General features: G+C 42.9%; 13 protein-coding genes and 1 tRNA gene. 5 read left to right on the top strand and 9 right to left on the bottom strand.

Features of this window, described 5'->3' with window-relative positions; genetic code table 11:
- Positions 1-33: 33 nt before the first annotated feature.
- Genes B5F91_RS15100 through B5F91_RS02310 form a run of 3 tightly spaced genes read left to right on the top strand, consistent with a single transcriptional unit; the run spans position 34 to position 1108 of the window.
- Positions 34-201: a hypothetical protein gene (locus tag B5F91_RS15100; RefSeq protein WP_158099877.1), complete on the top strand. Its 168-nt coding sequence runs from the start codon at positions 34-36 to the stop codon at positions 199-201.
- Positions 198-641: an N-acetylmuramoyl-L-alanine amidase gene (locus B5F91_RS02315; RefSeq protein WP_087427503.1), complete on the top strand. Its 444-nt coding sequence runs from the start codon at positions 198-200 to the stop codon at positions 639-641. The genes B5F91_RS15100 and B5F91_RS02315 overlap by 4 nt, the downstream gene beginning before the upstream one ends.
- The gene (locus B5F91_RS02310; RefSeq protein ID WP_087427502.1) at positions 638-1108 is read left to right on the top strand and encodes a DUF6808 domain-containing protein; all 471 of its coding nucleotides are present in this window, start codon (positions 638-640) and stop codon (positions 1106-1108) included. The genes B5F91_RS02315 and B5F91_RS02310 overlap by 4 nt, the downstream gene beginning before the upstream one ends.
- A 94-nt stretch (positions 1109-1202) precedes the next feature.
- On the opposite strand, the gene B5F91_RS02305 is transcribed toward B5F91_RS02310, so the two are convergent.
- From B5F91_RS02305 to B5F91_RS02290, 4 genes are all read right to left on the bottom strand, one after another.
- The gene (locus B5F91_RS02305; protein WP_087427501.1) at positions 1203-2417 is read right to left on the bottom strand and encodes a phage integrase SAM-like domain-containing protein; all 1215 of its coding nucleotides are present in this window, start codon (positions 2415-2417) and stop codon (positions 1203-1205) included.
- Positions 2418-2582: 165 nt separating this feature from the next.
- Positions 2583-2655, bottom strand: a tRNA-Gly gene (locus B5F91_RS02300).
- A gap of 80 nt (positions 2656-2735) precedes the next feature.
- Positions 2736-4064 carry a cobyrinate a,c-diamide synthase gene (locus B5F91_RS02295; RefSeq protein ID WP_087427500.1) on the bottom strand — a complete coding sequence of 443 codons (1329 nt, stop codon included), beginning with the start codon at positions 4062-4064 and terminating at the stop codon, positions 2736-2738.
- A 130-nt stretch (positions 4065-4194) separates the two neighbouring features.
- A complete protein-coding gene (locus B5F91_RS02290) occupies positions 4195-5634 on the bottom strand; it encodes a tagaturonate reductase (RefSeq protein ID WP_087427499.1) in 1440 nt (479 codons plus the stop codon).
- A 331-nt stretch (positions 5635-5965) separates the two neighbouring features.
- Here B5F91_RS02290 and uxaC point away from each other — a divergent pair, with 331 nt between their 5' ends.
- Both uxaC and B5F91_RS02280 read left to right on the top strand, forming a co-directional pair.
- On the top strand, positions 5966-7372 hold the full coding sequence (gene uxaC / locus B5F91_RS02285) for a glucuronate isomerase (RefSeq protein WP_087427498.1): 1407 nt from the start codon (positions 5966-5968) through the stop codon (positions 7370-7372).
- Positions 7373-7475: 103 nt separating this feature from the next.
- Positions 7476-8282 carry an MBL fold metallo-hydrolase gene (locus tag B5F91_RS02280; RefSeq protein ID WP_087427497.1) on the top strand — a complete coding sequence of 269 codons (807 nt, stop codon included), beginning with the start codon at positions 7476-7478 and terminating at the stop codon, positions 8280-8282.
- Positions 8283-8374: 92 nt separating this feature from the next.
- Here the strand turns inward: B5F91_RS02280 and dapA are convergent, their stop codons facing one another.
- The 5 genes from dapA to B5F91_RS02255 all read right to left on the bottom strand — a co-directional run bounded on the left by dapA (position 8375) and on the right by B5F91_RS02255 (position 16863).
- Entirely contained in the window at positions 8375-9268 is an 894-nt protein-coding gene (dapA, locus tag B5F91_RS02275) for a 4-hydroxy-tetrahydrodipicolinate synthase (RefSeq protein WP_087427496.1), read from the bottom strand.
- 228 nt (positions 9269-9496) lie between these two features.
- On the bottom strand, positions 9497-11500 hold the full coding sequence (gene ligA, locus B5F91_RS02270; protein ID WP_087427495.1) for an NAD-dependent DNA ligase LigA: 2004 nt from the start codon (positions 11498-11500) through the stop codon (positions 9497-9499).
- A gap of 201 nt (positions 11501-11701) precedes the next feature.
- Positions 11702-13675, bottom strand: a complete 1974-nt coding sequence (locus B5F91_RS02265) for an alpha-L-arabinofuranosidase C-terminal domain-containing protein (RefSeq protein ID WP_087427494.1) — start codon at positions 13673-13675, stop codon at positions 11702-11704.
- A 7-nt stretch (positions 13676-13682) separates the two neighbouring features.
- Positions 13683-15227: an alpha-N-arabinofuranosidase gene (locus B5F91_RS02260; protein WP_087427493.1), complete on the bottom strand. Its 1545-nt coding sequence runs from the start codon at positions 15225-15227 to the stop codon at positions 13683-13685.
- 31 nt (positions 15228-15258) lie between these two features.
- The gene (locus tag B5F91_RS02255) at positions 15259-16863 is read right to left on the bottom strand and encodes an FGGY-family carbohydrate kinase (protein ID WP_087427492.1); all 1605 of its coding nucleotides are present in this window, start codon (positions 16861-16863) and stop codon (positions 15259-15261) included.
- Between the last annotated feature and the right edge of the window lie 105 nt (positions 16864-16968).

Below are 16968 nucleotides of genomic sequence, written 5' to 3'. Positions count from 1 at the left end.
AAAAACTGAAAAGTTCGCCACAAAGACGGAACATTGGAAGACCCGATACCGTACAACAACAATATGGAATTGGAGAAAGGTAAATACTATACGCAATACGGAGTGACATACAAATGCGTGACCGACTCTATCGTAGGTTACGATGCTGACCTGACGGAACTGCTGTCGCTGCTGGAAAAGGTGGAAGGAGGTGCAGCATGAGAGATATTAAGTACATAGCCGTCCATTGCACGGCGGGAAGGCAGACGCAGACAATCGCCGACCTTCAGGCGGAGTTCCGCCGCAAAGGCTGGAAGAATCCGGGCTACCATTACGTAGTGGCTCCGGACGGGAATATTACACAGTTACTCGACGAAGACAGGGTGAGCAACGGGGTGAAAGGCTTCAACAGTGTATCGGTGAACGTAGCCTATATCGGTGGTATCGATTCCAACGGGAAAGGCGTGGATAACCGCACGGAGGCCCAGAAAAAGGCGTTACGCCAATTGCTTGGCAACCTGAAGAAGAAATACCCGGCAGCAGTGATTCAGGGACACCGGGACTTTTCGCCCGATAAGAACGGCAACGGTGTTGTTGACAGCTGGGAGCGGATAAAGGAGTGCCCGTGCTTTGATGCAAAAACCGAATACTCCGACCTATGAAAGCACTTCCTTATATAATTATAGGTATAGCCTGTTTCGTCTTGGGCTGGTTCGTCCGTCCGACAGGCAGGCAACCGGCGGTAAAGACCGATACGATACAGGCACCGCCTATCGTGGTCACACAGACAAAGGTCGATACGCTGTTGATGCTTTCGCCAATGCCTTACATCGCCTGGCTTCCGGGAGATACGATAGAGGTGGACGGATGCAAGCACCTGAAGGAGGCGAAGATGTATACCGATGATTCCACCTACACGGCATGGGTGAGCGGCGTGCGCCCTTCGCTCGACAGCATCCGGACATACCGACAGACGCAGTATGTTGACAGATATATCTACCGTGATGTCGTCCATCAGCCGAAGCCCAAGCGGTTCGGCATCGGTCTGAGTGCCGGATATGGTGTGGGTAAGAGCGGGCTAACTCCCGTGCTGTCCGTGACCGTGAACTGGAATTTGTGGAACTTTTGAGAAAGACAAGTATCTCTGTGTCTGTAGAAATCGCTTTATCAGAACGAAACTCCAACCGAACGGCATTCCGGAAGGAGGTTCTCTGTAAATTCGTTTACTTCTTTTCACAAGAGAACATATACTCTAACAGTCTAAAATTAGCCTCATTAATCGGAGTGAAGTCTTTTTTTATATAAAGATCAGTAACTTTCATAGACAAGTCCGTATGGCAAAGCATTTCATTTACCGTCCATTTGTCTATCCTGACATCATTAATCGCTATCGTGGCCATTGAATGTCGGGCCGAATAAAACTGAATGTTTTCAATTCCAAGTTCCTTCCCTATTTCTTTTAATCCTATATTGATTGAGCGGTTAAGGTCTGCCATAGAAGAAAACCGTTCATGGAAATTGAAAACCCTCTCCTCTCCTTTGTATTTATCAACCAACTCCTTAATCATAGGATGTACCCTGACAACCATTTTTGCATGATCATTCCGGCGGTCTTTGGTCTTTGTACGACAATAAGTGATGTATTCACCGTCATAATCCGTGGCATTGTACAAGTCGGCAGAGTTCATTCCCATAAGGCAGAACGACAATTTGAAACAATCCAAAGCCAAATCACGGCGGCATTGTTTCCCCTTTACCTTTATGCCCGAATACGGCAAGGCAAAAATCCGGCGTATGTCATCAACTGTTAATGCACGTTTCTCCGCCACGTTCATTTTAGGAGGTTTGTATTTTGAAAGACTGTTCTTGATTCTGATAATGTCATTTTCTTCATCATTGTAATACTCTCTCGCTTCATTAAAAAGTTTGACTATCTTCGATATATATAATGATTTAGCGCGCTCTTTCCCTGACAGAAACTCTTCATAGGACTTCATCGTCTTTGCCGTTATCTCGCTACAATAAATAATGCTTCTTCCCATAAATAGGCAGAAAGAGTTCAATGCACTGCGGTAATTCTTCAACCCTTTCAGTTCGCTGTGCTTGTCAAACCATTTATGCGAAAACTCCACAAAATCAATTTCAGACTTATTCCCTTTATCAGATTTCATAACCTCAATGATGGAATCTATGTCCATATCGTTCACCTCAAGAAAAAGCCCGTCTATCTTTTTTCTGTATTCTCTTATAAGCATATCGCACCTATCGAGAATCTGTTGGTTCTTTATCTTGAGACTTGCGGTAAGGTCTTTTTTCGTTACATACATTGTTGTGGAAAGATACCTTGTCTTTCTGTCATGCGTGAATCTTATCGTTACATTCCATGTTTTATCTTCACGCTGCCTGTCTTTAAATATTGTCGGTTTAAACGTAGCCATATCGATAAGTTAAAACAATGCTAAAACATTTTACAGTTACTTGTATACTAAAAATACTACTTGTAAAAATACAATTTTGCAATACTTTTTATTGGTTCCTTCCATAAATGCCTGATACAAAATAAAAAGGAGGAAGATCATTGCTGAAATTCCTCCTTTCCTTTGAGCGGCAAGCGGGACTCGAACCCGTGACCCTCAGCTTGGGAAGCTGATGCTCTACCAACTGAGCTACTGCCGCATTTGATTTTCCTTTCGGGGCACAAAAATAAGCCTTATTTATGAAATAATCAAATAAAATCGAATCAAATATTCGATTTTTCAGTTCCAAAGCGAAAAAATATCATTTTCCCCCCAATACAAATGAGTGTATCCGGCAATCAGATTCTTATACCGGAAGATTTGTGTAGCGGTTTCTGTTCCTCTAAGCCCATATAAAGCAATCGAAGGAATCTGCATATCCGATGACGTTGCCAACACTGAATAATGGTTTTCATATCCTTTGAATGTATCATTTCCACATTGAATGAAACGATAACCATTGCTTGGATTAGCATCTACCAATGTACAATCGAAAGGCAAAATTCCAGCCATATCGTATGCAGTCCCCCCTTGACGTACAGTCAAAGAACGCGAAAGCAAAGTCATCCCCTCACCTTCTGCCAATAAATACCCGCCTGCTTCTACATATTCACGCAATTGCCCCATCAAACGTTTTCTTCGATGAAGCTGGCGAGCAAACAACTCCGGACATCCTCCCGGAATATAAACATAATCAGCTTCAGGCAAATCACTTCCATACACAGGACTAAAATAGCTGATTTTACCAATGCTGGCTAATTTATCCAAATTTTCCCGATATAAGAAAGAAAATGCCGGATCACGAGCTATGGCTATATGCAACTGCTTATCAGAGCGATGTATCATCTCAATACCTACTTCTGACGTGTAAGGCAATGTATAAGGACAAGGGAAAATACGTGTACACAAGTTCAAAAGTTTATCTACATCAATATGTACTTCTACCAAATCAGCAATTCTATCTATCAATTCGCTAAACGAACGCCTAACCGAAAGAGTCAATCCCTGATGCCGTTGAGGCAAACGGATATCCTCTGCCACAGGCAAGCATCCTAAACATTCCATTCCTGCATCTACACAAGCTTCACGCAAAGAAACTTCATGTGACTGAGAAGCAACTTGGGTAAAGACCACTCCAGCTATCCGAACTGAAGGATTGAACCGCTTCATCCCAAACAAAACCGGAGCAATAGCATAGCCAACAGCACGTGCATTTACAATCAATACGACAGGCACATTCAGCATCCGCGATAAAGCCGCGCTACTGTTTTCCATTCGGTTATACCCATCATACAATCCCCTGTTTCCCTCTATTATACATACATCAGCTTGTTCGGCATAATGATTGTAGACTGACTGTATATGTGTGCGTGAAGCCAGCCAAGCATCCAAATTCACCGATTCATAATCACAAGCAATAGCGTGATACTGTGGAGCAATAAAATCGGGACCACACTTAAATGGCTGTACTTTTACGCCTTTCCGTTGCAATACACGCAACATCCCTAACATAAAAGTTGTTTTCCCGCATCCGGAAGTAGGTGATCCTATTAGAAATTGTGGCTTCATATCAATATTCTTTTTTCGACAGCAAAATTAATACAAAATATTGAAACGGCAGGCATAAAAAAAGAAGGAGAAAAGCATTGGATTCTCCAACAGCTTCTTCTCCTTCCTTTATGGAATTTCTAACAATTAATTACAAAATAGACTTTACAGTTTCCAACATGCCTTTTTCTTGAATGCTATCCAAATCCGCCTTTACAGCTGCGGTTAATCCTGGAATCTGATTCAAATCTTCACCCCAGATAAATTCAGCGCCTAATACACCTTCTGCAATCTTTTGTGTATCACCTGTAGCCCACAATTGTTTCAGCAAATCCATGATTTCCGGAGCATCGTTCGGAACGATTTCGGCACCGTCTTCACGTACACCACCTTTATAATAAGTAATGATAGCAGCCAAGCCCAGTACCAAACCTTTCGGAAGTTCACCTTTACGTTCCAAATATACTTTCAAGCCCGGCAGGTCACGAGTCTGGTATTTCGGGAATGAATTCAGCATAATAGAAGTTACCTGATGGTCAACGAACGGATTGTTGAAGCGTTCCAATACATCATGGGCGAATTGTTCCAATTCGGCTTTCGGCAAATTCAAGGTTTCCATCAATTCATCGAACATCACTTTGTGGATGAACTTACCGATAACCGGATGCTGGCAAGCATCGCGAACGATATTAACTCCTGACAGGTAAGCGACCGGCGACAATACGGTATGAGGACCATTCAGCAAAGTAACTTTTCTTTCATGATACGGAGCTTCAGACGGAACGAACAATACATTCAAGCCTGCTTTATCTGCCGGGAATTCTTTTGCAACTTCCTGCGGAGCCTCGATTACCCACAAATGGAAGATTTCTCCCTGAACTACCATATTATCATCATATTGGAGCTTTTCCTTAATGGCATCGATTTCCTTGCGCGGGAATCCCGGAACGATACGGTCTACCAATGTCGCATAAACACCGCAAGCATTTTCGAACCAATTCTTGAAATCTTCGCCCAAGTTCCACAAATCGATGTATTGATAAATAGTTTCTTTCAACTTATGCCCGTTCAAGAAAATCAATTCACATGGGAAAATAATCAAACCTTTTGACATATCGCCATTGAATGTCTTGAAACGATGATACAACAATTGGGTCAGTTTGCCCGGATAAGAAGAAGCAGGAGCGTCTTCCAATTTGCAAGCGGGGTCAAAAGCGATACCGGCTTCTGTCGTATTTGAGATAACGAAACGCATTTCGGGTTGTTCAGCCAATTTCATAAATTCATCATTCTGAGAATATGGATTCAAGGCACGGCTTACTACATCAATCAATGTCAGGCTATTTACCACTTGACCTTTATCAAGTCCTTGCAAATTAACGTGATACAAACAGTCTTGATTGTTCAATGTATCAATCATACCCTTGCCCAACGGCTGCACGATAACTACACTGCTGTTGAAATCGGTCTTTTGATTCATGTTGTAGATAATCCAATCTACAAATGCACGCAAGAAGTTACCTTCACCAAATTGAATGATTCTTTCAGGACGAACAGGCTTGTTCGCAGTTTCTTTGTTTAATGGTTTCATACTTATAATATTTTTAAAGTTCTGTATTTTGATATTCTTTAATTAGCAATCATATATCAGCAACAACACTTATACGACCCCTTATAGGAAAGCAGTAATAAATATTGACACTTATTTTCTAATTCAATTATTGAAGTGATTAATTTTACTAAATATTCGCTGCAAATATACGAAATATTTTGTTATTCCAAATAAAATTTCTACTTTCGTGTTCGATAACGATAAATAAAACGATATTTGTGTTCTTCAACATAAAAAATCACTCGATTATCGATTTAACATGAAAATACCTAACAAAAAAACATAAAACATAAACCAAAAACAAAGCTTTATGAAAAAATTTATGGACGAAAATTTCCTGCTGAAAACAGAAACAGCACAGGAATTGTACCACAACCACGCAGCTAAAATGCCGATTATCGACTATCACTGTCATTTGATTCCAAAAATGGTAGCTGATGATTATCAATTCAAGTCAATCACAGAAATTTGGCTGGGCGGTGACCACTATAAATGGCGTGCAATGCGTAGCAATGGTATAGATGAACGCTACTGCACAGGCAAAGACACTACCGACTGGGAAAAGTTTGAAAAATGGGCAGAAACAGTTCCTTATACATTCCGTAATCCGTTGTACCATTGGACACATTTGGAACTGAAAACCGCTTTCGGCATCAACAAAATCCTGAACCCTTCTACAGCACGTGAAATCTTCGATGAATGTAACGCAAAACTTGCTACTCCCGAATATTCAGCACGTAACTTGATGCGCCGTTATCACGTAGAAACCGTATGTACGACAGATGACCCAGTCGATTCACTAGAATATCATATCGCAACACGCGAAAGCGGTTTCGAAATCAAGATGTTGCCGACATGGCGTCCCGACAAAGCCATGGCTGTAGAAGTTCCGGCTAACTACCGTAGTTACATCGAAAAACTTTCTGAAGTGAGCGGTGTGAATATCTCTTCATTTGACGATATGGTTGAAGCACTGCGTAAACGCCATGCATTCTTTGCTGAACAAGGCTGTAAATTGTCTGACCACGGTATTGAAGAATTCTATGCAGAAGACTATACTGATGCCGAAATCCGTGCCATCTTTAATAAAGTATATGGCGGCACAGAATTGACTAAGGAAGAAATCCTGAAATTCAAGTCGGCTATGTTGGTTGTATTTGGTGAAATGGATTGGGAAACAGGCTGGACACAACAATTCCACTATGGTGCTATCCGCGACAACAACAGCAAGATGTTCAAGCTATTAGGTCCTGATACCGGTTTTGATTCAATCGGCGAATTCAATACAGCCAAAGCTATGTCTAAATATCTTGACCGCTTGAATTCTGAAGGCAAGCTGACCAAAACGATCTTGTATAACCTGAACCCATGCGCCAATGAAGTAATCGCTACAATGCTGGGTAACTTCCAAGACGGTTCAATCCCCGGAAAAATCCAGTTCGGTTCAGGCTGGTGGTTCCTTGACCAAAAAGACGGTATGGAAAAACAAATGAACGCCCTTTCATTACTGGGCTTGTTGAGCCGGTTCGTTGGTATGCTGACTGATTCACGCTCCTTCTTGTCTTATCCGCGCCATGAATATTTCCGCCGCACATTGTGCAACTTATTAGGAAACGATGTTGAAAACGGTGAACTTCCAGAATCAGAAATGCCGCGTATCCAACAAATGGTAGAAGACATCTGCTACAACAACGCAAAGAGATTCTTCAATTTCTAATCGTTTTTTCATTATCAGATTCTATAAGAGAAGTCCGCTTGCTTGGCGGACTTCTTTCTTTTTCGTATCTTTGCATTCCTTTTAAATATAAAGATAGAAAAGCATGAAGGTACAATTTATGAGTTTAGGTAGCGGAAGCAGTGGAAACTGCTATTATCTTGCTACTGAAACATACAGTATATTAATAGATGCCGGCATAGGTATCCGCACAATAAAAAAGATATTCAAAGAATACAACTTAGAACTGGAAACGATTAAAGCAATTTTAATCACACACGACCATGCAGACCACATCAAAGCGGTAGGCAACTTATCAAAAAAGTACAATATCCCCGTTTATGCCACACAAGAAATACACAAAGGCATCCAACGAAGCTATTGTATGACGGAAAAACTCGCAGCAGAACATACGTGCTTGATTCAGAAAGAAAAAGACATACAATTAGGAGATTTCAATATCACATGTTTCGAAGTACCCCACGACGGTACTGACAATGTAGGCTATTGCATTGAAGTATACGGCAAAACATTCGCATTCCTCACCGATATGGGGCATATTACACCTACAGCTGCAGCTTATATAGCGCGAGCCGACTACCTCATTATAGAGGCGAATTACGATGATGCCATGTTGCAAATGGGTCCTTACCCACCCCATTTAAAAGTACGTATCGCCGGTGCCAACGGGCACATGAGCAATCGGGAAACAGCCCAATTCTTGGCTGAACATTTCCCGCCTAACCTAAAATACGTTTGGCTATGCCACTTGAGTAAAGACAATAATCACCCCGAATTGGCTTACAAGACAGTAGAATTGGCTTTGCGCGAACACGAAATCATAGCTGGACGAGATGTGCAAATCATACCACTAAAACGAACATTACCCTCCGAACTCTATTGTTTCGAATAATCCTATAACATAAAAATGCATACAAAAAGGGGCTGTATCAAAATGAAAGTGGATTTTTATTTTGATACAGCCCCTTTTTTGACAATAACCTTTCAGCACTTTATCTGTAGTTCGTTCAGGATGCGACGCATCTCTTCGAACGTAGTAATGCGGGTAGGAACTAATGGAAGACGCAAACGGTTCTTAATCATTCCCATCATACTGAGCATCGCCTTTACTCCCGCTGGATTGCCGTCGACGAAAAGCAATTTGAAGAGTTCAGTGAATTGGTGATGAATCGCCAATGCACTAGGATAATCGCCAGCCAATGCCAAACGGACCATTCGGCTAAACTCACGCGGAAAGGCATTTCCAATAACCGAAATCACACCCACAGCTCCAAGAGTGATAAGCGGGAACGTAATGCCGTCATCTCCCGAAATGACATCGAAGTTGGCAGGTTTGTTTTTGATAATGTCGTCCATTTGGGTAATGTTGCCCGATGCTTCCTTGATAGCCACAATGTTCTCAAAATCACGTGCCAAACGCAAAGTGGTTTCTGCCGTCATATTCACTCCAGTGCGTCCAGGCACATTGTAAAGCACAATAGGCAAGTCCGTAGCTTGAGCAATGGCTTTATAATGCTGGTAAAGACCTTCCTGCGAAGGCTTATTATAATAAGGTACGGCTACCAATACGGCATCCACTCCCGTCATATCGTCATTCTTCAATGTATCGACTACCGTCTGCGTGCAGTTGCTGCCCACTCCCAACAGGATAGGCACCCGTCCGTTTACCCGTTCGATAACGACTTGTTTTATCTTTTGTTTTTCTTCGGAAGTCAATGTCGGTGTTTCGGCGGTCGTTCCCAATACACAAAGAAAATCAATTCCATTCTGTATTTGGTATTCCACCAGTCTGAGCAGTGAATTATAATCCACGCTCCCGTCTTCGTTGAAAGGAGTGACCAATGCCACTCCCATTCCTTTCAGTCTCTTTCGTATCATAAATCAAACTATAAATGCTACATTCTTTTCGCAAAAGTACGAATATTTTCTTTTCAAATGACAAATATGCTATTAATTATTTATATATTGCGCCATTTTATCAAACGCAGAGACGCAAAGACGCGGAGGACTATTTTTGAGAAGACAAAGTTTACAAAGTTTTATGCGCCCTTTGCTTTCTCTAAATTGAAAACTTTGCGTTTTTGCGCCTCTGCGTTTGATAATATATTACGATTCTCCCACCATCGCCAAGAATTCATCTTCGTTCATTATCGGAATATTCAAAGCTTGGGCTTTCTCCAACTTGCTGGGACCCATATTGTCGCCTGCTAAAATGAAGCTGGTCTTTTTCGAGATACTGCCCACATTCTTACCTCCATGTTTCTCTATCATCGCTTTATATTCATCGCGCGAATGGCGGGCGAAGACACCGCTAATGACGATTGACTTGCCTTGCAGCTTGTCGGTATGCCCCGCAAGGTCTTCCTCATCGGCTTCCAAATTCAAGCCAGCCAAGCGCAACCGTTCGATAATATTGCGGTTTTTCTCATCGGCAAAATAGCGCAGGATACTGCCCGCTATCTTTTCGCCAATTTCGTCTACATGAATCAAGTCATCGAGCGTAGCTGCCGCCAATATGTCTATGGAACGGAAGGCGCGCGCTACTTTCTTGGCTACTGTCTCTCCTACAAAGCGGATGCCCAACGCGAAAAGTACCCGCTCGTAAGGCACTTCACATGAACGGGCAATGCCTTGGATGATATTCTCCGCCGACTTTTCGCCCATACGCTCCAAGCGCACGAGGTCTTCTGCCTTCAGCGTATAAAGGTCTGCTACATCGTGTATCAATCCCTCTTGATAAAATTGGTCAACGGTTTCAGGTCCTAAACCCTCGATGTTCATCGCACGTCGGCTAATGAAGTGTTCGATTTTTCCCTTTATCTGTGGCGGACAAGAACTTTCGTTGGTACAGTAATAAGCAGCTTCGTCTTCATAGCGCACCAGCGGGCTTCCACATTCGGGGCAATGAGTGATGAAGGTCACTTTTTCGCTCCCTTCGGGACGAGAAGTCACATCCACACCCGTTATTTTGGGGATAATTTCGCCTCCCTTTTCCACATATACATTGTCGCCGATATGCAAATCAAGCGAAGCGATGATATCGGCATTGTGCAGCGAGGCACGTTTAACTATCGTACCAGCCAACTGTACAGGTTCTAGATTGGCAACCGGTGTAACGGCTCCCGTGCGTCCCACTTGGTAGGTGACTTTCAGCAAACGGGTCAAGGCACGTTCCGCCTGAAACTTATAAGCAATTGCCCAGCGGGGTGACTTGGCGGTATAGCCCAGATTGCGCTGCTGGCGTTGAGAGTTTACCTTCAATACGATGCCGTCGGTAGCCACGGGCAAGTTCTTCCGTTCCACGTCCCAATAATTGATAAAGTCGAATATCTCCTGTAGAGTCTTCACCTTACGTGATACATGTGAGATTTTGAATCCCCACCGGGCAGCCTCTTGCAGATTCTCGTAATGCCCGTCGTAAGGCAGGTCTTCACCCAACATATAATAAAGGTAAGAGTCGAGCTTACGAGCAGCCACTTCTGCAGAATTCTGCAATTTCAGTGTACCCGAAGCCGCGTTTCTCGGATTAGCGAACAAAGGCTCTTCGCGCAGTTCGCGTTCACGGTTCAATTCTTCGAACACTTTCCACGGCATCAGTACTTCGCCACGCATTTCGAACTGACGGGGATAGCCTTCGCCGTGCAACACCAACGGAATGGCGCGAATGGTCTTCACATTGTCTGTTACGTCATCTCCTCGCACACCGTCTCCGCGTGTTACGGCACGCACCAACTTCCCGTCTTCGTAAGTCAACGAAATGGAAGTTCCGTCGTATTTCAGTTCACAACAGATTTCGAACTCCTCGTTCAACGCTTTTGCGATACGTTCATAAAACTCTGTCACTTCAGCTTGCGAATACGTATTCCCCAACGAAAGCATCGGATAGCGGTGTTCTACCTGAACGAAGTTCTTGTTGATGTCGCTTCCCACCCGCACCGAAGGCGAATTAGGGTCGTAATGTTCGGGGTGCCGTGCTTCAAGGTCTTGCAACTCACGCATCAACCGGTCGAACTCCTGATCGGAAATGACGGGCGCATTTTCTACATAATATTTATAATTGTGAAGATGCAGTTCTTCACGCAACTGGTCGATTCTTTCTATTTCTGTCATAGTACTCATGGATGATGTTTCACGCAAAAGTAGAAAAAATCTACGGAATAAACTGCGGATAGTGCGGATTAATTCTCATTCATTTGGGCTTCTTTTTATACGCATACGGCTTCATCTGCCGATGAAGCCGTATGTAATAAGCAACGAAGCAGGCTTCGATGACCGATGAAGCCTGCTTCGTTTAAATGTATAGTTTTATACTTATTGTACAGCAATCCGATAGATAGCAAAAGTCTGTGCACCAATTTCTGCCTGCAAATTCTTTCCTTCTACCGATACTTTACTTTCTTTCGGAACAATCAAATTCGGGTTATCCAATGTATTTTCTGCATCAGGTTCATCCGAATGGAAAAGAATACAAGTAGCTTGTTCTGCCAATTTCTTCTTCTTCAATCCGTCAAACTCGATGCTGACCGGCTGTGCCTTATCCGATACATTCACTACCTTAATTATATAGCTCTTTGTCGGTTCATCCCAAACGGCACTAGCAAACAAACCATTCTGGTCTGCTTGTCCGCTTACTGCTTTTCCGTCCATTAACAAAGGTACTACTTGTGTTCCCTTATTGTGACCATACAAATATTGTACATGCCAACTGCAAGAACGTACACTGCGCAAGTTATCGAACCAAATCAAGTCCGGACGCCATTGCCAGCCTTCTACATGAGCCAACAGCGGAGCGTAAGTAGCCATATAAACCACATCAGCATTGCGTTCTACCCCTGTCAAGAAAGCGGCTTCGAGCAAAGAAGCATGGAAATGATTCCATTTCTTGCCCTTTCCGTGACAAGCATATTCGCCTGCAAATACTTTCGGTCCCTTACGGTCGTAATTATCATAACGGTTTCCTGATTTCAAGAACCAATCTTCCGGACGGTAGAAATGTTCGTCTACCAAATCCACTTTCAGTTTCTTCATTTCCGGCCACAAGTAATCGAAATCCTTACCTTCTGAGTTAGGACCAGATGAACCGATAATCTGAATGTCTGGATATGCCTTACGGATAGCATCAACAAAATATTTCAAGCGTTCGGGATATTCAGGTCCCCATTGTTCGTTGCCCACACCGATAAACTTCAGATTAAACGGTGCCGGATGTCCCATATCGGCACGCAATTTTCCCCATTCAGTCGATTCGTCACCATTAGCAAATTCAATAAGGTCGAGCGCATCCTGGATATAGCTGTCCAATTGGTCTACGGGTACATGCGCTTTCGGGTCATCATTCTGATACTGGCAAGCCAAACCTACATTGACAATCGGAAGCGGTTCTGCCCCCATATCTTCTGAAAGCAAGAAAAGTTCGTAGAATCCCATACCGTATGTCTGATGATAATCAGGATAATAACGGTGCGGGAAGGTATATTCCCAACGGTTTGAGTTCAACGGACGGTTTTCTACCGGACCAACTGAATTTTTCCATTGGTAACGGTCGTCAATTTCCGTTCCTTCTACAATACAGCCGCCCGGGAAACGGAACACACCGGGTTTCGTATCAACCAATGCTTGCACAAGGTCTTTACGCAAACCGTTCTCACGCCCTTTCCATGTATCAACCGGGAAAAGAGAAACGTGCTCCAAGTCCACATCACCGCCTGATGCCAAGAAGATGCGCAGATGCGCCTTAGCAAAGGTTTGAGGAGCGGTAAGCACCAATTCGTACTTCTTCCAGTCGGCAGAATTGATTTCGATTTCGCCCGAAACCATTACCTGAGTCTCGCCCATCGAAGCCGGATCAATCAATTCAACCAATATTTTCTGACCGTTTCCTTTTGCCCATACGCTAAAACGGTATTTCTCATTCGCCTTCAAACCGATACCAAAGAAGCCTTCGTTTTCCAGTCCGGTACGCTTGTGTGCATGCCCCGGATTAGAAAGGCGTACATAGTGAGGATTACGGTCGAACGGCCCGTTATCTAACACTGCTACCTTGCCGAAAGTTTTCCAACCTTGCAAACGATTCGGAAACTCAAACGAACGGTTTTTTATCAACTCAGCATACAGACCTCCATCAGCACCATAATTGATGTCTTCAAAAAAGTGTCCATACATAGTTGGCTGTATTTCCGCCCCCAACTTATTAGCCTTTACCACAAAATGGTTGGCTTCTTGTGCAGACAATCCTGCAAAACAGCAAGCTGACAGCATCAAACTAAAAACAGTTGTTTTTTTCATGGTTCAATTATTTAATTTCCAATACAACAATTGATTTAGCAGGAATCTTCACCAACAATGCACCTTTCTGTATCTTTGCATCCTTAAATGCTTTCGGTGCAATGACTTCAGGATTTTCAAACGTATTATAATCATCAATCTTATCAGCAGTTAGAATACGTCCTGAAACTTGCTTGCCGTTTATACCTTCCAAATTAATGGTTACGTCAGCTGATTCGGTCAAACTGATATTCGAAAGCGATACATGAATACGACCTTCTTTGTCACGCGAAGCTGTAGAACTAATCATCGGCACATTACGCGCATCACGCACATTCTTATAAGCACATTGCAAATCAGCCGGCAAGAATGTCGCGTCTTGATGTACATTATACATCTCAAAGACATGATAAGTCGGAGTCAACACCATCTTATCCTCTTTTGTCAGAATCATAGACTGGAGTACATTGGCAATTTGAGCGATATTCGTCATCTTCACACGGTCAGTGTATTTATGGAAAATATCCAACGACAAAGAAGCAACAAAGGCATCACGCATGGTATTTTGTTGATACAAATGTCCGGGCACTGTTCCGGGTTCTTCATCCCACCAAGTACCCCACTCGTCTACAATCAACGCGATTTGCTTCTTTGGGTCGTATTTATCCATAATAGCAATGTGGCGTTTCATCACATCTTCTATCTCGCGGCATTTGCCCATTGTCCAATAATAGTCATCCGTAGAGAATTTGGTTGCAGAGCCTTTGCTTCCAGTCCAACCCGGAACAGTATAATAATGCAAAGATACTCCATCCATACGATGACCGATGTTCTGCATCAACACTTCTGTCCAGTTATAATCATAATCACTGGCACCGCTGGCAATCTTAAACAAAACATTGCCATTGTAATTACGGCAATAAGTAGAATAACGGCGATACAAATCCGCATAATATTCCGGACGCATACTTCCGCCGCATCCCCAGCTTTCGTTACCTACGCCAAAATATTTGACTTTCCAAGGTTTCTCGCGTCCATTCTCTTTACGCAATTTAGCCATCGGGCTGCCTTGTTCGGATGTCATATATTCCACCCATTTTGCCATTTCTTCTACACTTCCACTGCCTACATTTCCACTAATGTACGGCTCACATCCCAACATTTCGCAAAGATTCAAGAATTCATGAGTACCGAAACTGTTGTCTTCAACCGTACCTCCCCAGTTATTGTTTACCATGCGGGGACGATTTTCTTTTGGACCAATTCCGTCCATCCAATGGTATTCATCGGCAAAACATCCGCCGGGCCAGCGCAATACGGGTACTTTCAGCTTCTTCAAAGCTTCAAGCACATCGTTCCGATAGCCATTTGTATTAGGGATAGGAGAATCTTCGCCTACCCATAAGCCACCATAAATACACGTTCCCAGATGTTCGGCAAACTGTCCGTAAATTTCTTTCGGGATAATTTGTTCTCCTTGGTCTGCGTGGATTGTAACAATTGCTTGTTGCTGAGCAGAAAGAGTCATAGCCGCACTCAACATCAACCCACTAATAAAAAATTTGGTTTTCATAAGTATTGTTTTATTTCTTCTACATTCAACATTATTCACTGATTTTGCATTTTACAGCAGCTTCTTCGATAGGCAATCCAGCCTTATAGCTTTCAATATAAGCATTGAATCCTGCTACATCTTCAGGTACAGGCTTGATTTCTACGCCCGTATTTCCAGCAAAGACCCGTTCGTCCAAGAAATCGGCAAGCGATTGTTTCTTAGTATTGTTTACAAGATAAGAGCCTAACAAAGCAATACCCCAAGCACCGCCTTCACCAGCTGTTTCCATAACTGAAATAGGTGAATTAAGAGCAGCTGCCAAAATACGCTGGCCTACCCCTTTGGTCTTGAATAATCCGCCATGACCTGTGATGCGGTCTACTTTGATTTTCTCTTCATTGAAAAGAATGTCATTACCAATCTTCAATACAGCAACAGAGGCATAAAGATTCGCGCGCATGAAGTTGGCTAGATTGAATTTATCATTGGCAGAACGTACAACCAAAGGTCTTCCTTCAGCCAATTTGGTCACCGGTTCGCCTGAAATATAGTTATAAGATATCAATCCGCCACAATCAGCATCACCTTCCAAAGCATGATTATACAATTTCCCGAATACTTCATTCATATCTACCGGAACTCCCAACAATTCCTGATATTCCTTGAAGAGGTTCACCCATGCATTAAGGTCGGAAGTACAGTTGTTACAATGTACCATTGCTACCAGACTTCCATCAGGTGTGGTCACCATATCAATTACTTCGTATGGCTTCGACAAATCTTTCTCCAATACAATCATTGAGAACGATGAAGTACCCGCAGATACATTTCCGGTACGTTGCTTTACTGCATTGGTGGCTACCATACCCGTGCCTGCATCACCTTCGGGAGGACAAAGCGGGGTTCCAGCTTTCAAATGTCCTGACACATCAAGCTTCTTGGCACCTTCAGGAGTAAGGAAACCGGCATTTTCACCTGCCAAAAGCACTTTAGGAAGAATGTCTGTCAATTTCCAAGAGAATCCTTTCGGAGCAATCATTTTATCGAATTTTTCTACCATTGCAGCCGAATAATTCTTAGTTTCCGGGTCAATAGGAAGCATACCTGATGCATCGCCAATGCCTAAAACCTTTTTCCCCGTCAATTGCCAATGAACATATCCTGCCAATGTAGTCAGATAGTCTATATCCTTTACATGCGGTTCGCCATTCAAAATAGCCTGATATAAATGGGAAATGCTCCAGCGGAGTGGAATATTATAAACAAAAGCTTCAGACAAAGCAGCAGCAGCTATCCCCGTATTGGTATTACGCCATGTACGGAAAGGAACAAGAATGTCTTCTTTATCATTGAACGCCATATAACCGTGCATCATAGCACTGATTCCAATAGCCGCTAATGATTCGATTTCAGTATCATATTGCTTTTTCACATCTGCACGAAGGTCTGCATAACAGTCTTGAAGCCCGCTCCAAATGGCATCAATACTATATGTCCAAAGTCCATCAATCAATTGATTTTCCCACGTATGGCTTCCTTGGGCAATAGGTTTGTTTTCCGGGTCAATCAACACTGCCTTAATACGGGTCGAACCGAATTCAATACCTAAAATAGCTTTACCCGATTCGATAATCGATTTTGTGTTTGTATCCATGATATAAGAATTAAAAAAGTTAGAAATAAACACAGAGACACAAAGGCACAGAGGATAAACATCATTTAAGACTCAGTGTCTCCGTGTCTCTGTGTTCCCTTTTAC

The sequence above is a fragment of the Bacteroides sp. An322 genome (assembly GCF_002161765.1).
Lineage (GTDB): Bacteria > Bacteroidota > Bacteroidia > Bacteroidales > Bacteroidaceae > Phocaeicola > Phocaeicola merdavium.
Note: the sequence above shows the minus strand (reverse complement) of the source record. Positions and strands in the feature narration are given on the sequence as shown.